This is a genomic window from Chromobacterium subtsugae, from assembly GCF_035919665.1.
In the GTDB taxonomy this organism is placed as follows: domain Bacteria; phylum Pseudomonadota; class Gammaproteobacteria; order Burkholderiales; family Chromobacteriaceae; genus Chromobacterium; species Chromobacterium subtsugae.
This window is the reverse complement of record NZ_CP142381.1, coordinates 3,201,769-3,221,575: the sequence shown is the minus strand read 5'-3', so window position 1 is coordinate 3,221,575 and position 19,807 is coordinate 3,201,769. Positions and strand designations below refer to the sequence as shown.

The following is a 19,807-nucleotide window of genomic DNA, read 5'->3' as shown; positions in this document are numbered from 1 at the left end:
GGTCTGATTCGGCGATGGCTCAACGGCGCATCGCGCTGATCCAGGCGTCGCCGGCGTAATGCGCGCTGCCGAGGCCGAGCGCGGAGCGGAAGGTGACCGCGAAACGGCGGCCCAACTGCTGGATTGCCACTACTTCAAAGGCGACCGTGTCTTGACCGTGTTGTTCGGTGACCAGATCGCCTGGCTGCAATTCATTTACTTTCATTCAGGTACCAAGGGCGTGACCGCATCGCGGCCATGCCTGAAATATCAACGGCGCCGATGTTGCGGCGGGCGGGAGCCGCCGCCGACATTGGCGGTGGGGTGGCGGAAGTTGATGCGGCCCTTGGTCAGGTCGTAAGGCGACATTTCCACGGTGACGCGGTCGCCGACCAGAACGCGGATGCGGTGCATCTTCATCTTGCCGGAGCCGTAGGCCAGGATTTCAACGTTGTTGTCGAGTTTTACCCGGAAGCGCGATTCCGGCAGCATTTCGATGACAACACCTTCCAGTTCGATCATGTCTTCTTTGGACATAACGATTCCTTTCTCAATACGGATAGTGCAAAGGCCCGTGCGGCCGGCCATTTTCGCGGCCGCGAGCGTTGCGATGGAGCTTCAATTCGGTGACCAAGCAGGCTAGGGGCACACGGGCAACCCAACGGGCTAGGCAGGACATCGGGCCGCTGGCCGGATGTCGAAAGTATGAGGCAGCCGGCATTCTACCGCTATCCAGCGCTTCGGTCAGCAAATTTGTTTATGCGAGCCGTCGCGGCGCCGGCCTGGCGGGGTTTTCCTGCGCGGCCGCTATGCTTCCGGAGCGATCTGTTGGCCGGCCAATTGGCCGACGCGCACCAGCGCCGCCAGGTAACGCTCGTCCAGCGGGTAGCAGCAGGACAGCCGCAGCGCGTTGCGGTAGCGGCCGCCGGGCGAGCTGAGCGGGCCGGGGATCAGGCTGATCTTCTCGGCCATCGCGGCGTGGAACAGCGCCACGCTGTCGCAGCCTTCCGGCAACTCCAGCCAGATCAGAAAGCCGCCTTGAGGCTGGGTGGCGCGGGTGCCGGCCGGGAAGTGGCGGGCGATCAGGCCGCGCACCTTCTCCACGTGGGCGGCGTAGCGGCGCTTCAGCGTGCGCAGGTGGTGGTCGTAGCCGCCGGATTCGAGAAAGGCGCCCAGCGTTTCCGCCAGCACCACCGGCTCGGCCACGGAAGAGGCGAATTTCAGCTTGCGCAGCTGGGCGTCGAAACGGCCGCCTTCCATCCAGCCGATGCGGAAGTCCGGCGCCAGCGTCTTGGTGTAGCTGGCGCAGACGATCACCCAGCCGTCCTCGTCGAAGGCCTTGACCGCCGGCGCCAGCGTGTCGGCGAACTGCAGCTCGGCGTACAGCGCGTCTTCTATCAATGGCACCTGATAGTGGTTGACCAGCCGCGCCAGCCGCTTCTTGGCCTCCAGCGGCATGCAGCAACCCAGCGGGTTGTGGACGTTGGGCATCGCCACCAGCGCCTGGATGCGCCGTTCGGCCAGCAGCACCTCCACCGCGTCTATCGACAGGCCGGTTTGGGGGTCGGTGGGGATTTCCACCGCCTTCAGCCCCAGGCTGGCCAATAACGGCAGCAGGTTGAAGTAGGTGGGCGATTCCAGCCCCACCGCGTCGCCGTGGCGGGTGACGGCGCGCAAGGCCAGCTGCAGCGCTTCCATGCAGCCGTGGGTGAGGATGATGTTGTCCGGCTGCAGCGCCATGCCCAGGTCCATGCCGCGGCGGGCGATCTGGGTGCGCAGCCGCTCCGAGCCCGGCGGCAGCGCGTAGGTGCTGACCATGCCGGGCTGGCGGCGCAGGATCTGCCCCATCAGCCGCGCCAGCTTGTTGCCCGGGTAGAAGTCGCCGCCGCGCGGGCAGGCCAGCGCCAGGTCGATGAAGCCCTCGGTCTGCTGCGCCTGCAGCACGGTGCCTATCAGGTCCAGCACCGCGTCGCGGGTGGGGGTGGCCGGGCCGCTGCGGGTGGAGGCCGGCCGCGCCGGCGACGGCAGCCTGGCGCGCACGTAATAGCCGGACTGCGGCCGCGCTTCGACCAGGCCGCGGTCTTCCAGCACCCGGTAGGCGCTGACCACGGTGTTGAGGCTGAGCTGGCGGCTGTGCGCGGTGCGGCGCACCGAGGGCAGCCGCGATCCGGGCGGCAAGGTGCCGCGGCTGATCGCCAGCGACAGGTCGTCAGCCAGTTGCTGGTAAAGGGTGGAGGCGTGGTTCTGCATGCGCGGGCCTTGTCGGAGCGGTGGGGCACAGCAGTCATCATAGTGGATGGTGACAGTGTCTGAAAATAGCAATCTGTAACCAGATCAATACGGAATTTCTGATTCTGTATCCATTTGGCGCTCCGGCTTAGCATGTGGGGGTGGGCAAGGGCGGTGGCGCCGCTTGCCGCTTTGATGGAGAGAAAACATGCCCGAATTCGCCTTGCTGTCCTATGTCGCCCTGATGTCGATCACGCCGGGGCCCAATAACCTGATGCTGGCTTCGTCCGGCGTCAATTTCGGCTTTCGCCGCACCGTGCCGCACATGCTGGGCATCAGCCTGGGCTGCGCGCTGCAGGTGTTCGTCGTCGCCATGCTGCTGGCGCAAGCGCTGGGCTGGCTGGCGTCGTGGCGCTTGCCGCTGGCCGCGGCCGGCTGCGTCTATCTGCTGTGGCTGTCGTGGAAGATCGCCCGCGCCGGCCGGCCGGAGGCGCGCGAGCAGGCCAGGCCGCTGGGCTTCGTCGGCGCGGCGATGTTCCAGTGGCTGAATCCCAAGGCCTGGGTGATGGTGCTGAACGCGTCCATCCTGTTCATGCCGGCCGGCGGCGCCAAGCTGGCGGCGGCCTTGCTGCTGGCCGTGGTGTTCGCGGCGGTGAATCTGCCGTGCATCAGCGTATGGGCCTGGGGCGGCGAGCGGCTGCGGCGCTGGCTGGCCGCGCCGCACGCCTTGCTGATGTACAACCTGACGATGGGGGCGCTGATGGCCGTCACCGCGCTATGGCTGCTGTACGACGAACTGGCTCCGGTGATTGCCCGGATGGCATGATGTCCTTTTTTGGCAGGTGATTGTCTGTTGGCGGCCTTATTCACTGGCTTTATTCGCCTTACGATGATGTCCATGTCCACACCGCCGGGAGAGGCGAAATGAAAAAGACCGCATTGCTGGTGATCGATGTTCAGGAATCCTTCCGCCACCGTCCGTTCTGGACCGAGCAGGATCTGCCTGCCTACCAGGCGGCGCAGCAGGCGCTGATCGCCGGCGCGCAGGCGCGCGGCGTGCCGGTGATCAACATCCTGCATCAGGCGGGCGAAGACGGGCCGTTTTCGGCGGCCTCCGGCCTGGTGCGTCCGCTGGACTGGATGACCCACCAGCCGGCGGCCACCTTCGTCAAGCACGTGCACAACGCGCTGACCGACTCCGGCCTGCAGACCTGGCTGATCAAGCACGGCATCCAGAAACTGGTGATTTCCGGCATCCGCACCGAGCAATGCTGCGAAACCACCACCCGGGTGGCGTCCGATCTCGGCTACGAGGTGGATTTCGTCACCGAGGCGACGCTGACCTTTCCGATGACGCATGCCGGCAGCGGCGTCACCTACAGCGCCGCCGACATCCGCGCCCGCACCGAGCTGGTGCTGGCCGGCCGCTTCGCCGCCATCGTCACGGTGGAGGAGGCGCTGCGCCGGATGGCAGACTGAGCGGGTTCCGCCCCCGCTGCGCGGCGCCTGGCGAGTTGGCCGGGCGCCGCGCGCCGGCGGCGGAGCCGAGTCCGGGGCGGCCATCGGCAGCCTCCCAAACTGCGCTTGCCGCTTGCCGCCGGCATGGCATAAGGTGTTGTCATTCGATTTGTCCAGATAAGGAGTAGCCATGCCGCAATCCGCATCCCATACCCCGCCCGGCGGCCTGCCGGCCTATCGGCTGCTGACCGGCCCGGACGATTCGGCCTTCTGCCAGCGGGTGAGCGAGGCGTTGGCGCTGGGCTATCGGCTGTACGGCTCGCCGGCCGCCGCCTTCAACGGCGAGCGGGTGATCGTCGCGCAGGCGGTGCTGTGGCCGGGGAGCGACGATGCCGCTGGCTGATCTGGCGCAGGCGCTGGCCATCGTGCTGGCTTGGGGCGTGAATTTCGTGGTGATCAAATGGGGCGTGGCCGGCGTGCCGCCGTTGCTGCTGGGTGCGCTGCGCTTCCTGCTGGTGGCGCTGCCGGCGGTGTTCCTCGTCCGGCGGCCGGCGCTGCCGTGGCGCTATCTGGCGTTGTACGGGCTGACGATGGGCGTCGGGCAATTCGGCTGCCTGTTTTCGGCGATCAAGCTGGGCATGCCGGCCGGGCTCGCCTCGGTGGTGCTGCAATCGCAGGCCTTCTTTACGCTGCTGCTGGCCAGGGTGTTTCTGGGCGAGCGCTGGCAGGCCAGCCAATTGGCTGGCCTCGCGCTGGCGCTGGGCGGGCTGGCCCTGATAGGCATGGGCAAGGGCGGCGACATGACGGCGCTGGGCTTCGGCCTGACGATCGCCGCCGCCACCAGCTGGGCGGCTTCCAATATCGTGGTGCGCGCGATCGGCCGCGACGGCTTCAAGGTTGAGCCGCTGGGGCTGGTGATCTGGTCCAGCCTGGCGCCGCCGCTGCCTTTCCTGTTGCTGTCGTGGTGGTTGGAGGGCGGCGAGCGGATGGCCGCGGCGCTGCGCGGTTTCGACGGCCAGTCGCTGTTCGCCGTCGCCTACCTGGCTTTTGTCGCCACCATGTTCGGCTACGGCCTGTGGAGCCGGCTGCTGGCGCGCCACGCCGCGGCCAAGGTGGCGCCGTTTTCGCTGCTGGTGCCGGTGGTGGGGCTGATGGCCTCGCACTGGCTGTTGGGCGAACGCTTGACTGCCCAGCAGTTGGCCGGCAGCGGCTTGTTGATGGCCGGCCTGCTGGCCACGGTGTTCGGCGGCCGTTTGCTGGCCGCCGCCGGCGCCGGGAGGGCCAGCCGTGCGTGAAATCTATTTCGTGCTGCCGCCCAGCCTGCTGTTGCTGGACCTGGCCGGCCCGGCCGACGCCTTCCGGGTCGCCGCGCAGCTGGGCGCCGATTTTCGCCTGAATTTCGTCAGCGCGACGGCCGGCGTCGGCACTTCGCTGGGCTTGCCGCTGAGCGGTTTGTCGCCTTTGCCGGAAACGCTGCCGGACGGCGCGCTGGTGGTGGTGCCCGGCTCCACGCCGTCGGAACAGGCCTATGCCACGCCCGACGCGCGCCGCATCGTGGCCTGGCTGGCGGCGCGCCGCGGCCAGGCCGGCGTGCGCTGGGCAGGCATCTGCTCGGGCAGCTTGCTGTTGGCGGAGGCGGGACTGTTCGACGGCCGCGCCTGCACCAGCCACCACACCTTGCTGGAGCGTTTGCGCGGCTTGGCGCCGGCGGCCCGGGTGCAGGAAAACCGGGTGTTTGTGCAGGATGGGCATTGTTACAGCAGCGCCGGCATCACCGCCGGCATCGATCTGGCGCTGCATCTGATAGGCGAATTGGCCGAGCCGGCCATCGCCCGCGCCGCGGCGCGCGAAATGGTGGTGTATTTCCGCCGCTCGCCGCAGGATCCGGAACTGTCGCCATGGCTGGCCTGGCGCAGCCATCTGCACCCGGCGCTGCACCGCGCGCAGGATTTGATCTGCGCCGATCCGGTGCGGGACTGGCCGCTGCCGGAGCTGGCCGACCAGGTGCATGTCAGCGCCCGCCACCTGTCGCGCCTGTTCCGCGAGCATGCCGGCGTCACCGCGCACGATTACCACCGCGCGCTGCGGCTGGCGCTGGCCCGGCAGTGGCGCGCGGCGGGGCTGGGCAAGGAGAAGGCGGCGCTGTCGGCAGGCTTCTCCTCGGCCCGCCAGATGGACCGCGCGATGGACGCGAATGCCTGAGGCGTGCCGCTACGCGGCGCTTTTCTCAAGTTTCATCAGTTTTAGCCGATGTTCGGGTTGACGAGGTCCGAGAATGGTTCATACCATTCGATCAATATCTATCGGTAACTGCCATGAAAACTGCCCGCTGCTTGCCCCGTATCGCTTCTCTTGTCTTGCTGGCCGGCTTGTCCGCCTGCGCCGCGTCCACGCCGCCGAAGGCGCAGCCGATGCCGATGGCCGCGCCGGCGCGCGACTCCGGCATGACGCCGACAGGAGTGGGTTTCGTCGGCTCCGGCGAAGACGGCAGCAGCGAGGAAACCAAGGTGCTGATCAAGGAGGTCAACCCCTACCAACCCATCGTCGTGCGGGTGGTGGGAACGGGCGCGGCGCCTTACACCAACAGCCTGACGCCCTCGCAGCGCAAGCTGCTGGCGATGCGGGCGGCCAGGCTGGACGCCTTCCGCTCCATCGCGGAGCAGGTGCAGGGCATGAAACTGGTGGGCAATAGCGCGGTGTCCAACATGATCGCCAACAGCGATAGCTTCCGCACCTATGTGGACGCCTATCTGCGCGGCGTGTCCATCGTCTCCACCAGCATGAAGCCGGACGGCACCAGCGAGGCGGTGGCGGAGATCACGCTGGATCAGGAGTTCTACAAGCAGTTCAAGAACGCGCTGGACAAGACCGGCAGCGTGATGAAGGCCTCGCAGGAAACCGGCGCCGTCGGCGCGACCACCAGCAGCAACAGCATGCAGGCGATGCCAGCCGCCGCGCCGGCCCGCTTCAGCAGCAATTTCTACGTGAACCAGTAAATGAAAAGAAACGGACTGGCCATTGCCGCCCTTGTGGCGGCATTTCTTTTGAGCGGTCCGGCCCGCGCCGAGGTGTTTTCCGCCGAAGGGGTGGCGCCGCTGGACAACGGGCTGGTGGCGGCGCGCGACATGGCGCTGCGCGACGCGCTCAAGCTGATCGCCATTCGCCAGGGCGCGCGGGTGGAGTCGGCCCAGGTGCTGGAAAACGGCCGCGCCAGCGAATCCGGCACGCTGACGGCGTCCGGCGCGGTGCAGGGCACAGTCAAAGTGGTGAGCGAATACCAGCAGGGCAAGCTGTACCACGTCAAGGTGCAGGTGGACGCCGGCGATCCTGCCGCCGCAGCCCCGCGTCCCCGCGACCCCTCCTGCGCGATGCCGCCGGGCCGTTCGCTGCGGCGCAAGCTGGTGACCACCTATTTCGGCGTGGAGCGGCCGGCCGAGGCTTCCGACATGCCGGACCTGGCGACGGCGCTGCCGACCGAGCTGTCGCGCCGGCTGGCGCGCAACAGCATGCTGACGGTGCGCGACGCCAACACGGTGTCGGTGCTGGCCGACAGCCGCATCGCCGAGCCCGCCGCCGGCTGGGACATCGCCAGCCAGCTGGGCCAGCGCGAGGACGTGCAGTTCGTTGTGGCGGGCAGGGTGCTGTCCACCTCGGTCACCGGCAAGGGCGCGCGTCCCTCGTTCTTCGAATCCAACAATACCAGCCAGCAGGGATCGTTCTATAACGGCCCCTTCGCCGGCATGTTCGGCATGGGGGTCAAGTATGTGCCCACCCAGCGCCAGTTCGACGCGGAAGTCTGGATTTACGACGGCCTGACCGGTTCGCTGCTGGCCAACGAGCGCGTCAGCGGCCTGGCCAAGGGCCAGGTGGTGCCGCCGTCGCCGCAGCCTTTCGCCTCCGCCGCCTTCTGGCAAGGCGACTACGGCAGGCTGGTGGACAAGCTGATGGACCGGGCGGCGCAGCGGGTGAACGACATCATTTCCTGCATCCCGTTCTCCGCCCGCATCGTCCGCCAGGAGGGCAAGCGTGTCTACATCAACGCCGGCCTGCTGGACGGCATGGCGGTGGGGGACAAGCTGCTGCTGTATCGGCGCGTGCCCGGCCAGCCGGTGCGCGACCTGATCTCCGGCCGCGAGCTGGGCATGCCGGAAACCCTGAACGGCGACGTCAGCCTGGTGCAGGTGCAGCCCAACTTCTCCATCGGCATCGCGCAGAGCAACAGCCAGCCGGTGTCCGAAGGCGATTACGTGCGCTTCGTGCCCGGGCGCTGACGCGCGTCAGGCGAAAGCCTGGCAGACATCCACCCATTGTCCGGTGGTGATGTCGCGCAGCTGCTGCGGGCTGATGCGCACCGCGCTGTGAACCGCGCCGGCGGCCGGCAGCACTTCGTCGAAAGCCTGGATCGACACATCCAGGTAGATCGGCAGTTCGCTCGCCAGTCCGAACGGGCAGACGCCGCCCACCGGGTGGCCGGTGATGGCTTCCACTTCTTCCGGCGGCAGCATCTTGCCCTTGCCGAAAGCGTCCTTGAATTTGCGGTTGTCGATGCGGGCGTCGCCGCGCGCCACCAGGATGACTTCTCGGCCGTCGTTCAGGCGGAAGGCCAGCGTCTTGGCGATGCGGCCGGCTTCCACGCCGTGCGCGGCGGCGGCCTCCGCCACGGTGGCGGTGCTGACCGGCAGTTCGATGATGGCGATGTGCGGCGCTTGGGCCGATAGAAACTGGCGGACCGATTCCAGGCTCATGGGCGGTTCTTTCGCTGGGGAGATTCAGCCATTATTTCCCGCTTCGCCCGCCATTGTGAAGCGCCGCGCGGCGCTTAGTCCGCCAGCGGCAGCGCCAGCGTCTCCTTCACTTCCTCCATCACCACATAGCTCTTGGATTCCTTCGCCGACGGCAGCTGCAGCAGGATGTCGCCCAGCAGCTTGCGGTACATCGACATGTCGGCGATGCGCGCCTTGATCAGGTAATCGAAATCGCCTGACACCAGATGGCATTCCAGGATTTCCGGAATGCTCATGATCTCGCGGCGGAAGGCGTCGAAGATGTTGCCGGACTTGGCCTCCAGCTTGATTTCCACGAATACCAGCAAGGAGCCGCCCAGCGCGTGCGGATTCAGGCGCGCGTAATAGCCTTCGATGATGCCGTCGCGCTCCATGCGCCGCACCCGCTCGGTGCACGGCGTGGTGGACAGGCCGACCTTCTCGGCCAGCTCGGTCATGGCGATGCGGGCGTTTTTCTGCAGGATGCGCAGGATCTTGCGGTCCATCTTGTCCAGCGCTTTGGCGGAGGAGGATATTGCCTTCATGTTTTCACTGTTTATATGTGAAATATTTGATAGTAATCATTTGATTCTCGTCAATTTCAGTGAAAAAAACCAGATGTCAATGCATATACTAGCGGAATTCACTATCTGGTAGTGGCAAGACTACAAACGGAGAAAGACAATGAAGGTAATCGTGCTGGGCGGCGGCGTTTTGGGCGTATCCACCGCGTGGTATCTGGCCAAGGCGGGTTGCCAGGTGACGGTGCTGGAGCGCCAGGACGGCGTGGCGCTGGAAACCAGTTTCGGCAACGCCGGCCAGATCTCCCCCGGTTACTCCGCGCCGTGGGCGGCGCCCGGCATTCCGTTGAAGGGTCTGAAGTGGATGTTCCAGCGCCACGCGCCGCTGGCCATCAGTCCGGACGGCAGCCTGTACCAGTTGCAGTGGATCGCCAAGATGCTGGCCAATTGCAATGAAAAGGCCTACGCGGTCAACAAGGGCCGCATGATGCGGCTGGCCGAGTACAGCCGCGACAAGATCAAGGAACTGCGCGCCGAAACCGGCCTGCAGTACGAAGGCCGCCAGGGCGGCACGCTGCAGCTGCTGCGCAGCCAGGCCCAGGTGGAAGGCATGGCCAAGGACATCGCCGTGCTGCGCGAGTGCGGCGTGGATTTCAATGTGCTGGATCCGGATGGCTGCGTCCGCGTCGAGCCGGCGCTGGCGGCGGTCAAGCACAAGCTGGCCGGCGGCCTGCAGCTGCCCAATGACGAAACCGGCGACTGCAATCTGTTCACCAGCCGCCTGGCGGAGTTGGCGCGCGCCAAGGGCGTGGAATTCCGCTTCGGCGTGACCGTGGACGGCATCGAGAACGACGGCAAGCGCATCACCGGCGTGCGCGTCGGCGACGAGCTGCTGCGCGCCGACCATTACGTGGTGGCGATGGGCAGCTATTCCCGCGACTTGGTGAAGGAGCTGGGCATCGACATCCCGGTGTATCCGGTCAAGGGCTACTCGCTGACCGTGCCCATCACCAACGCGGCCGGCGCGCCGACCTCCACCATCCTGGACGAAACCTACAAGGTGGCGATCACCCGCTTCGACGACCGCATCCGCGTCGGCGGCATGGCCGAGCTGTCCGGCTACAATCTGGAACTGAACCCGCGCCGCCGCGAGACGCTGGAAATGGTGGTCGGCGATCTGTACCCGAACGGCGGCGACATCAAGGCGGCCAGCTTCTGGACCGGCCTGCGGCCGATGACGCCCGATGGCACGCCCATCGTCGGCGGCACCCGTTTCGCCAACCTGTCGCTGAATACCGGCCACGGCACGCTGGGTTGGACCATGTGCGCCGGCTCCGGCAAGGTGCTGGCCGACCTGATCACCGGCGCCAAGCCGGAAATCAGCGTCGACGGCCTGTCGATGCAGCGTTACGCCAAGCAGGGCGAAACCCTGGTGGTGCCGGTGATCCGTCCCGCGGTGCAAGGGGCCTGAAGCATGCGTCCGTTGATCGCGACGATACGGCTGGACCATCTGCGCCACAATTATCAGCTGGCGCGCGCCGCCCACGGCGATAAAACGCTGGCGGTGCTGAAGGCCAATGCCTACGGCCACGGCGCGGTTCGCTGCGCGCAGGCGCTGGCCGACATCGCCGACGGCTTCGCCGTCGCCTGCCTGGAGGAAGCGCTGGAATTGCGCGCCGCCGGCATCGCCCAGCCCATCCTGCTGTTGGAGGGCGTGTTCGAGGCGGAAGAACTGAAGGCGGTGGACGAGCATGGTTTGTGGATGGCGGTGACCAGCGAGGAGCAGCTGCGGATGGTCGAGCAGTCGAATCCGACCCGGCCGCTCACCATCTGGTTGATGCTGGACTCCGGCATGCACCGCGAGGGCTTTCTGCCGGAAAACTATCACCAGGCCTGGCATCGGCTGCAGGCTTGCGGCAAAGCGGGCGGCATCACCAAGATGACCCACTTCGCCCGCGCCGACGAACCGGAAGTGCCGATGACCTTCGCCCAGCTGGAGGCTTTCGACGCCGCGGTGCGCGGCCTGCCGGCCGGCGACGAGTCGGTGGCCAACTCCGCCGGCATCCTGTGCCACCCGCGCGCGCAGCGCAACTGGGGCCGCGTCGGCATCGCGCTGTACGGCGTGACGCCGCTGCCGGCAGGCTTCGGCCAGGGCGACGCGCTGCGCCCGGTGATGCGTTTCTCCAGCAAGGTGTTCGGCGTGCGCGAGCTTGGCGTCGGGGAGCCCATCGGCTACGGCGACAACTTCGTCACCGACCGCCCCACTCGGGTGGGCCTGGTGGCCTGCGGCTACGCCGACGGCTATCCGCGCCGCGCGTCCAGCGGCAGTCCGGCCGTGGTGGACGGCCAGCGCACGCGCTTGATCGGCCGGGTGTCGATGGACATGCTGACGGTGGATCTGACCGATCTGCCGGAGGCCGGCGTCGGCAGCGAGGTGGAGCTGTGGGGCGACGCGGTGTCGGTCAACGAGGTGGCGGCGCAGGCCGGCACCATAGGCTACGAGCCCTTGTGCAATATCAAGCGCGCGCATTTCGTCTACCGTTGATCTTCGCGCGGCCCATGACAAAGCCCGGCGTTTGCGCCGGGCTTTGTTTTTGCTGCGCGGGCAAGGCTCAGCCGCGCTGCACCACCAGTTTTTCCACTCTTTGCGTCGCGTCGCGGGTGCGCTCGGCCAGCTTGCGCACCTCGTCGGCCACCACCGCGAAGCCGCGGCCGGTTTCGCCGGCGCGCGCGGCTTCTATCGCGGCGTTCAGCGCCAATAGATTGGTCTGATCGGCGATGGACTGGATGGTGCTGACGATGGCGGCGATCTCGCTCAGGCTTTTTTCCAATTGCTGGCGCTGCTGGCTTTCGCTGTTCAGCGCCTCGGAGCGCTTTTCCGCGTCGATGTCGGTCAGCGCGCCCACCACTCTCAGCGGCGTGCCGTCGGCGGCGCGCCGGGTCTGGCCGCGGGCGCGGAACCAGTGGTATTCGCCGTTTTTGCATTGCAGCCGGTATTCCAGATCGTAAGGCGTCTGGCCGCTGCGGTCGTTCAGGTGGGCGGCGAAGGCGGCCAGCACCCGCTGCTTGTCTTCAGGATGCAGGCGGCTGGACCAGCTCTCCAGCAGGTTGGGAAATTCGTGCTCGCTGTCGAAGCCCAGCTGGCGGCGGAACTGCGGCGACCACCAGAAGGCGTTGTTGCCGCTGACCGGGTTGGCCGCGTCCACCTCCATGTCCCATAAGCCGTCGGCCTGCATGGCGCTGCCCAGCTCGAAGCGGGTCATCGCCCGCTCCAGCAGCGATTGCTGCTGCCGCTGTCCGGTGATGTCGGACAAGGAGCCGGCCACCCGCAGCGGGATGCCGCGCTCGTCGCGCAAGGTGGCGCCGCGGGCGCGGAACCAGCGGTATTCGCCGTTCTTGCATTGCAGCCGGTACTCGATGTCGTACGGGGTCTGGGCGCTGCGGTCGCCCAGGTGGGCGGCGAAGGCGTCCAGCGTGCGCGCCTTGTCGTCCGGGTGCAGGCGGTTGGCCCAGCTGCCTAGCACATCGGGGAAATCGCGCTGGTCGGAAAAACCGAGCAGCGAGCGGAACGTCTGCGACCACCAGAACACATTGTCCGGGTTGACCGGGTCGCCGGCGACCACCGACATGTCCCACAAACCCTCGCTGGCGGCGCGGTTGACCAGATCGAAGCGGGTGGAGACCAGCGCCAGCTGCTCCTCGGACTCCAGCAGCGCCTCTTGCAGTTGCTGGAGCTGCCGCGTGGTGGACAGGCGCTCTTCGTCGGCCTGGCTGATCTGGCGGTCGCGCGCCTCCCATACCCGGGATAGTTTCTCTCCCAGCGCGCGCCAGCGCTCGTTGCCGTGGATGCGCCATGGCGCGGATTCGCCGCGCAGCGCGGCGTCGGTGGCGTTTTCCAGCTGATGGATCATCTTGTTGCCTGCAAACCACATGGGAAGGCTCCAGTAGATTGGCCAGACTTCAAGCATAGGCCGGGGAGATTTCCATGAAATATGTATAAATACGTGTTTGGCATGCCGCCGCATCCGGCTGGCATGGATGTCCGGCGCGGGGCGCTGTGGTTAAATGGCTGGCTTTTATCCGAACGACCAGCGTTTCGACCGCGTTTGCGCATCGAATCCGCGCAGAATCCATAAACCGCGATGAATCCTTCCCGTACCGCGCTGGGCCTGTTGCTGGCCTGCGCCTTGCCCGCCTGGGCCGACGCGCCGCCGATCCCGCCCGACTTGCGCGACGGCGCCGACGCGCGCCGCCTGCTGCAGGACAATAGCCGGCGTTTCGACGACCTGATCCAGCAGCAGCGGCTGCGGCAGATCCAGAGCGGCGGCAGCGAAGTCGCCAGTCCGCAGGCGCCGGTGCTGAGCGGGCGCGATTGCCTGCCGGTCAAGGGGCTGCGGCTGGCGGGCATTTCCCTGCTGTCGCGGGAAGACGTCAACGCCTTGGGCCTGCCGCATGGCGATTGCCTGGATCTGGCTGAAATCAATCGCTTCAGCCGCGCGCTGACCGCGCTGTACCTGCGGCGCGGCTACATCGCCGCCCGGGTGCTGGCGGAGGGGCCGGACGAGCGCGGCGTGCTGACGCTGCGCGTGGAGGAGGGCAAGGTGGCGGCTATCCGCAGCGACGACGCCAGCCTGCGCGTGGCCAACCTGTTTCCCGGCATGGCGGGGCAGCCGCTGAACGTGCACGACCTGGACCAGGGGCTGGATCAGGCCAACCGCTTGCGCTCCAACCACGCGACGGTGGATGTGCTGCCGGGCGAGCGCGTCGGCGACACCATCATCCAATTGCGCAACCAGCCCGACTCCCGCTGGTCGGGCGGGCTGACGCTGGACAACGCCGGCCGCGAGTCGACCGGGCGTCTGCAGGCCGGCGTCAGCCTGGGCTGGGACAATCCCGCCGGTTGGAGCGATTTGCTCAGCCTGTCGGCGCAGACCACCGGCGAGCGGCAGGAGGTAAGGCACAGCCGCAGCGAGTCGCTGTTTTATTCGCTGCCTTACGGTTACTGGACGTTCAGCGTCTTCGCCAGCCGTTCCGACTATCTCAATCCGCAGCAGCTGCAGTCCCGCGTGGCGCAGTTGTCCGGCGAAACGGCGCAAACCGGGCTGCGGCTGGACCGGGTGTTGTCGCGCGACCAGACCCGGGTGCTGAGCGCCGACCTGCAGTTGGTGCAGAAACGGGTGCGCAATTTGTTCCAGGACGTAGAGCTGGGCGTCAGCAGCCCCAATCTGACAGTGCTGGAGGCGGGGCTGTCGCAGATGCGCATCCTGCCGTCCGGCCTGCTGCAACTGGATGGCAGCCTGCAGCGCGGCATGCGCTGGCTGGGCGCGGACGCGCCCGACGCCATTCATCCGGGCGCGCCCAATCCGCAGTTCAGCAAGCTGAAGCTGAGCCTGGCCTGGTACCAGACGCTGGCCTTGCCCGGCGGGCCGTACCAGTGGCAAAGCGCGCTGTCCGGCCAGGCCAGCCGCGACCGCCTGCCCGGCGTCGAGCAATTGGACATCGCCGACGCCAGCGCGGTGCGCGGCTTTCGCAACAATTCGCTGGTGGCGGAGACCGGCTGGTATTGGCGCAACACCTTGTCCCGGCGGCTGCAGTACGGCGGGGTCACGCTGACGCCACGCATCGGGCTGGATGGCGGCAGGGTGCTGCAACGCGGCAGCCAGGATGCCTGGCAGGACATCGCCGGCCTGGCGGCGGGGGCGACGCTGGGGCGCGGCGGCCTGACGCTGGACCTGGACTACAGCAGGCCGTTGTACAAGCCGGCCTCCTGGCAGGCCGAAGGCCACATCCTGTTCGCGCGGCTGAACTGGCAGTGGTGAGCGGGGCGTGGTGTAAATGAAACGAAAACAATCTTAAGAATGTTGTGAATAAGTATTTCAATTGATTTGATTTAAAAAAAACCTTAGATTCCAAATCAAACAGTTGTTTTAATGGTGGCGCCCTGTGTCGCGCGGCTGTGATTTTGGTTTCGAGGGGATGATGATGAAAAGAACAAAGTTCGACTTGTCCGTAACCGGCAAGGTAGCCGCGGCATTGACGCTGGCTTTCGTATTGGCCGACGCCAGCCTGGCCGGCGGCATCACCGCGGCGGGCGGCAGCGGCGCGCAGCCGCAGGTTTCCACCGCCGGCAACGGCGCGCAGGTGATCAATATCGTGGCGCCAAGCGCGGCCGGCGTGTCGCATAACCAATACCAGGATTTCAACGTCGGCAAGCCCGGCGCGGTATTCAACAACTCGCTGCAGGCGGGTCAGTCGCAACTGGCCGGCCAGCTTGGCGCCAATGCCCAGCTGGGCGGCAACCAGGCCAGCGTGATCCTCAACGAAGTGGTCAGCCGCAATCCGTCGTTGCTGCTGGGCAAGCAGGAAGTGTTCGGCAAGGCCGCCGACTACGTGCTGGCCAACCCCAACGGCATCGCCTGCAAGGGCTGCGGCTTCATCAACATCCCGCGCGCGTCGCTGGTGGTCGGCGGCGCCAATCTGCAGGACGGCGCCATCGCCTCGCTGCAGGCCGCCAATAACGGCAACGCGCTGAGCATCGCCGGCGGCGGCGCGTCCGGCGTCAACGTGCTGGACCTGATCGCGCCGCGGCTGGATGTGCGCGCCAATGTCTCGGCCGCCGACGCCATCCGCGCGCGCGCCGGCTTCAACACCGTCGATTACGCCAGCGGCCAGGTCACGGCGACCGCGCCGGCTCCGCAAGGCGTGGGCAATCTGGACAGCTATTTCCTCGGCGCGATGCAGGCCGGCCGCATCAATATCGTCAGCACCGCGGCCGGCGCCGGCGTCAATGTCGGCGGCAACCTGGCCGGCGGCGACGAGCTGAGCATCCGCTCGGCCGGCGCGCTGGCGGTGCAGGCCGCCCAGCTCAAGGGCAAGCAGCTGGTGCTGGACGGCGCCAGCGTGGATATCTCCGGCCGGGTGGACAGCGAAACCGGCAGGGACAGCAAGCACGACGAAAGCTGGTTCATCTGGAAGACCGGCGAGAGCAGCAGCGCCTCCAGCAAGACCGACAGCAGCGTCAAGCGCGCGTCGCTGCAGGGCGACGATGTGTCGATTAAGGCCGCGGGCAATGCCCACGTCGGCGCGGCCGACATCCAGGGCCAGGACGTGAAGCTGAGCGCGGGCAGCCTGAATCTCGACGGCCAGCTGGCCGAGAGCAGCGCCAGCAGCAGCGACCACGCCTGGAAGAACTCCTGGGCCTACAACCAGGACAAGAGCAGCGTCACCCAGGCGCAATCGGTGGCGCGCATCAAGGCGCAGCATGATGTCGAACTGAACGCCACGGCCGGCGGCGCCAGCATCGCCGGCGCCAGCGTGGACGCCGGCAACAACCTCAAGCTGGCGGCGACCGGCGACGTGAAATTGTCGGCGCTGCTGGAAACCGATAGCAGCAGCGACGTCGGCAACCGCAAGAACGACGGCGCGGCGCTGGAAACCGGCAGCTGGAACAACAGCAGCAGCCAGCAGCGGCTGGTGCAAAGCCAGCTGCGCGCCGGCAACGCGCTGGGCGTCACCGCCAGCGGCGACATCGCCGCCCAGGCGGCGGTATTGAAATCCGGCGGCGACGCCGTGCTGTCCGCTCAGGGCAAGACCACGCTGGCGACGCAGACCAGCGCCAACAGCAGCAGCACCCAGAACGGCAAAACCTATTGGGGCGGCATCGGCGGCGGCGGCAACCAGAACAACAGCGACAGCGCCACCGTCAACACCGGCAGCGCGGTCAACGCCGGCGGCAAGCTGTTCATCAACGGCGACGCCGGCATCGCCATCAATGGCAGCCAGGCCAAGGGAACGCAGGGCGCCTACGCCAAGACCCAGTCCGGCGGCGTGGTCATCGACAGCGCGCTGGACCTGGCCCAGACCCGCACCGACCAGCGCACCGGCACCGCCTTCAACATCACCAGCAGCGCCAGCAAGGGCAGCACCAGCCAAGAGACCGCGGTCGGTTCTGCGCTGAAGTCCGACGCCGACCTGCAGCTGCTCTCCGCCGGCGACGTGGCGGTGACCGGCAGCCTGGTGAAGGCGGCGCAGGCGCTGAACATCCAGGCGGTGGGCGACATCAAGGTGGCCAGCCAGGCCGCTGAAACGCACAATCAGTCGCAGGACAGCCAGCTGGCGCTGCGCGGCGTCGGCGCCGAGACCGGCGACAAGCAATACCGCGGCGGCGTGCGGCTGGAAAACACCAGCACCAGCCAGCAGCTGGACCAGACCAGCCAGACCGGCTCGCAATTGTCCGGCGGCAGCGTCAAGCTGGCGGCGGGCAACGACCTGAGCCTGAGCGGCTCCAAGCTGGAAACCGCCGGCGACGCCAGCCTGTCCGGCCAGAATGTCAGTCTCAACGCGGCGCAGAGCGCCAGCCACAACGATATTTCCACCACCGTCAGCGGCGGCGGCCTCTATCTGACCGGCGGCCTGGACAAGACCGGCGCCGGCATCGAGTTCGGCCAGAACAGCAGCCGCACGGTGGCGGACGGCAGCGCGGCGCAAGTTTCCGAAGTGAAGACCGGCGGTAAGCTGGGCATCACCGCCGGCAACGGCATGGGCGCGCTGCAGAACCAGGGCACGCAGATCAAGGCGGGCGGCGCGGTGACCATCGCCGCCGGCGACGTCAGCAACCAGGCGGCCGTCAGCCAGCAGTCCACCCAGCAGACTTCCAGCCACTGGGGCGTGGATGTCGGCGTCAATGTCGACTACAGCGGCATCACCCGTCCGATCGCCAATGCCGGCGGCAGCGTGGCCAAGGGCGACGTGGCCGGCGCGGCAGGCCAGGCGGCCAATCTGGGCGCGGCCAACCTGGGCGTGGACATCGGCGCCATCGGCGGCAGCGCCAGCTCGCAAAGCCAGAGCAGCGCGGCGCAGGCCACCAGCATCGCCGGTTCGGCCATCAACGTGGCCGCGAGCGGCGCCTTGAAGGACCAGGCGACGCAATACCAGGCGACCCAGGGCCAGGTGAGCATCAGCGCCGACAGCCACCAGATGACGGCGGCGGCGAATAGCCAAACCCAGAGCAGCCAGGCCAGCGAAGGCGGCGCCAGCGTGCGCGTCTACACCACCACCGGCCAGGACGTGAACGTCAAGGGCAGCGGCCAGGGCAGCTACAGCAACAGCCAGAGCGCGTCCAGCAACGCGGTGACCGGCGCCATCCAGTCCGCCGGCGGCGTCAGCATCCAGGTGAACAACGACGCCAGCTACCAGGGCGCGGCCATCAACGGCGGCAGCGGCCAGGCCGCTATCCAAACCGGCGGCAAGCTGACGCTCTCCCAGGCCAACAACACCAGCAGCAGCCAGCAGCATGATGTGAAGGTAGACGTCGGCCTGGGCATCAGCACCAGCCCGATCGACGGCGGCAGCAAGCTGGGCGGCAGCGGCAATCTGGCGGTGGGCAATCAGCAAAGCCAGGCGGCCAGCAGCCAGGCGGCGACAGGTTCGGTGCAGTCGGCCGGCGGCATCGCGCTGACCGCCGGCAACGGCCTGACCGTGCAAGGCGGCAGCCTGCAGAGCGGCGGCGACGTCAAGCTGCAGTCCGACGGCAAGGTGAGCCTGCAGGCCGCCACCGGCAACGACAGCAAAACCGGCAGCGGCTGGGGCTTCAACGTCAACGCCGGCGGCAACAACAGCAAGGGCAAGGACGCGTCCGGCCAGGGCTTCAATGTCGGCGGCGGCGTGCAGCTGTCCAGCCAGAACGAAAGCAGCGCCAGCCAGTCGGGCGCGCAGGTGAGCAGCGGCGGCGCGCTGAGCGTGGCCGCCGGCGCGACCGGCAACAACGCCATCCAGCTGCAAGGCAGCCAATTGGGCGGCAAGACGGTCGGCCTGACGGCCGATAACGGCGGCATCAGCCTGCAATCGGCGCAGAACAGCAGCCAGAAAAACGACTGGAGCGCCAGCGCCAGCCTGGGCGGCGGCGGCAACAGCAGCGTGGCCAAGGAAAACGGCCAGCCCAAGGCCGACGGCGCGAGCAAGACCTACCAGGCGAACGGCGGCTTCGACGTCAAGGTGGACCAGCAGGACAAGCTGGCCAACGCCAACGCGACGGTCAAGGGCGACCAGGTCAACGTAAAGGCCGATGGCCAACTGACGCTGGCTGGCGGCAACATCGCCGGCGGCAAGGTGGACGGCAGCGTCGGCGGCAACGTGGTGGTGCAAAGCCAGCAGGACCGCAACAACAGCACCCAGGTGGAAGTGGGCCTGAACGTCAGCAGCTCCAACGCCAAGGCCCCCAGCGTGGTGGACCAGGCCGCGGCCGTGGCCGGCCCGCTGTCCGGCGCGGTGAAGGACAAGGCGACTGACGCGGTGAACGCGGTGGCTGACAAGGTGCAGGGCGCTCCGGCAGCGGCAGATGCCAAGCCGGGCCTGGTGGACGGCGCGCGGCAGCAGGCCGGCAGCACGCTGAAGGACAAGCTGCTGAACCCGCAGGACAAGGGCACCCAGGTGTCAGGCGTGATCGACGTCAGCGTCAAGACCGACAACAGCGTGGGCAGCGTCAGCGCCATCAGCGGCGACCAGGGCGTCAATCTCGCGGTGGGCGGCAAGGCGCAGTTGAACGGCGGCCAGATCGCCTCCAGCGGCGGCAAGGTGAACCTGGGCGACGCCAAGGTGGAAACCAGCGACATCCAGACCAGCAGCTATACCGGCGCCGGCGGCGTCAAGCTGGACGGCACGCCGGCGGCCATCATCCAGCAGGCGGTGAAGGATGTCACCTCCGGCCAGATGCCGCTGATCCATGTCGAGCGCGGCAGCCAGAACCAGACTGTGGCCGGCCAGGTGAAGTCGGGCAGCTGAAAACCGGCGGCTTCCGCCTGAGGGCGGGCTATGCTGACTCCATGGCGGAGTCGCATGGCCCGCCTTTTTTGATGCCGA

Annotated in this window: 17 protein-coding genes; 11 read left to right on the top strand and 6 right to left on the bottom strand. The window is 67.4% G+C overall.

Annotation, left to right across the window (positions count from 1 at the left end; genetic code table 11):
- Positions 1–19 precede the first annotated feature (19 nt).
- From U6115_RS15475 to U6115_RS15465, 3 genes are all read right to left on the bottom strand, one after another.
- Complete coding sequence (locus U6115_RS15475; RefSeq protein ID WP_043577552.1) at positions 20–205, bottom strand: hypothetical protein; 186 nt, start codon at positions 203–205, stop codon at positions 20–22.
- 44 nt (positions 206–249) lie between these two features.
- Positions 250–516: a translation initiation factor IF-1 gene (infA, locus tag U6115_RS15470; RefSeq protein ID WP_043577550.1), complete on the bottom strand. Its 267-nt coding sequence runs from the start codon at positions 514–516 to the stop codon at positions 250–252.
- A 270-nt stretch (positions 517–786) separates the two neighbouring features.
- Positions 787–2,229 (bottom strand): aminotransferase-like domain-containing protein, encoded by a 1,443-nt coding sequence (locus U6115_RS15465; RefSeq protein WP_043577547.1) that lies wholly within the window; start codon positions 2,227–2,229, stop codon positions 787–789.
- Positions 2,230–2,416: 187 nt separating this feature from the next.
- Between U6115_RS15465 and U6115_RS15460 the strand changes: the two genes are divergently transcribed.
- The 7 genes from U6115_RS15460 (at position 2,417) to U6115_RS15430 (ending at position 7,937) form a co-directional block, all read left to right on the top strand.
- Positions 2,417–3,034, top strand: a complete 618-nt coding sequence (locus tag U6115_RS15460; protein ID WP_043577543.1) for a LysE family translocator — start codon at positions 2,417–2,419, stop codon at positions 3,032–3,034.
- A gap of 98 nt (positions 3,035–3,132) precedes the next feature.
- Positions 3,133–3,687, top strand: coding sequence for an isochorismatase family protein (locus U6115_RS15455; RefSeq protein WP_043577540.1), 555 nt, complete (start codon positions 3,133–3,135; stop codon positions 3,685–3,687).
- Positions 3,688–3,856: 169 nt separating this feature from the next.
- Positions 3,857–4,069, top strand: coding sequence for a DUF1737 domain-containing protein (locus U6115_RS15450; RefSeq protein ID WP_043577537.1), 213 nt, complete (start codon positions 3,857–3,859; stop codon positions 4,067–4,069).
- Positions 4,056–4,961: an EamA family transporter gene (locus U6115_RS15445; protein ID WP_043577534.1), complete on the top strand. Its 906-nt coding sequence runs from the start codon at positions 4,056–4,058 to the stop codon at positions 4,959–4,961. The genes U6115_RS15450 and U6115_RS15445 overlap by 14 nt, the downstream gene beginning before the upstream one ends.
- Positions 4,954–5,868 carry a GlxA family transcriptional regulator gene (locus U6115_RS15440; RefSeq protein ID WP_043577533.1) on the top strand — a complete coding sequence of 305 codons (915 nt, stop codon included), beginning with the start codon at positions 4,954–4,956 and terminating at the stop codon, positions 5,866–5,868. Before U6115_RS15445 ends, U6115_RS15440 begins: the two co-directional genes overlap by 8 nt.
- A gap of 113 nt (positions 5,869–5,981) precedes the next feature.
- Entirely contained in the window at positions 5,982–6,662 is a 681-nt protein-coding gene (locus U6115_RS15435) for an LPP20 family lipoprotein (protein ID WP_043577528.1), read from the top strand.
- Complete coding sequence (locus U6115_RS15430; protein ID WP_043577526.1) at positions 6,663–7,937, top strand: flagellar assembly protein T N-terminal domain-containing protein; 1,275 nt, start codon at positions 6,663–6,665, stop codon at positions 7,935–7,937.
- A gap of 6 nt (positions 7,938–7,943) precedes the next feature.
- On the opposite strand, the gene U6115_RS15425 is transcribed toward U6115_RS15430, so the two are convergent.
- Entirely contained in the window at positions 7,944–8,411 is a 468-nt protein-coding gene (locus U6115_RS15425) for a YbaK/EbsC family protein (RefSeq protein WP_043577523.1), read from the bottom strand.
- A 74-nt stretch (positions 8,412–8,485) separates the two neighbouring features.
- On the bottom strand, positions 8,486–8,974 hold the full coding sequence (locus tag U6115_RS15420; protein WP_043577520.1) for a winged helix-turn-helix transcriptional regulator: 489 nt from the start codon (positions 8,972–8,974) through the stop codon (positions 8,486–8,488).
- A gap of 139 nt (positions 8,975–9,113) precedes the next feature.
- On the opposite strand from U6115_RS15420, the gene U6115_RS15415 reads away from it, so the two are divergent.
- Together U6115_RS15415 and alr are read left to right on the top strand one after the other, a co-directional pair.
- Complete coding sequence (locus U6115_RS15415) at positions 9,114–10,421, top strand: D-amino acid dehydrogenase (protein ID WP_043577519.1); 1,308 nt, start codon at positions 9,114–9,116, stop codon at positions 10,419–10,421.
- Positions 10,422–10,424: 3 nt separating this feature from the next.
- A complete protein-coding gene (gene alr / locus U6115_RS15410; protein WP_043577518.1) occupies positions 10,425–11,495 on the top strand; it encodes an alanine racemase in 1,071 nt (356 codons plus the stop codon).
- A 67-nt stretch (positions 11,496–11,562) separates the two neighbouring features.
- On the opposite strand, the gene U6115_RS15405 is transcribed toward alr, so the two are convergent.
- Positions 11,563–12,882: a methyl-accepting chemotaxis protein gene (locus tag U6115_RS15405; RefSeq protein ID WP_047257893.1), complete on the bottom strand. Its 1,320-nt coding sequence runs from the start codon at positions 12,880–12,882 to the stop codon at positions 11,563–11,565.
- A 210-nt stretch (positions 12,883–13,092) separates the two neighbouring features.
- Between U6115_RS15405 and U6115_RS15400 the strand changes: the two genes are divergently transcribed.
- On the top strand, positions 13,093–14,769 hold the full coding sequence (locus U6115_RS15400; protein WP_043577517.1) for a ShlB/FhaC/HecB family hemolysin secretion/activation protein: 1,677 nt from the start codon (positions 13,093–13,095) through the stop codon (positions 14,767–14,769).
- Between the two features lie 163 nt (positions 14,770–14,932).
- Positions 14,933–19,729 carry a hemagglutinin repeat-containing protein gene (locus U6115_RS15395; RefSeq protein WP_181243119.1) on the top strand — a complete coding sequence of 1,599 codons (4,797 nt, stop codon included), beginning with the start codon at positions 14,933–14,935 and terminating at the stop codon, positions 19,727–19,729.
- The last annotated feature ends 78 nt before the right edge of the window (positions 19,730–19,807 follow it).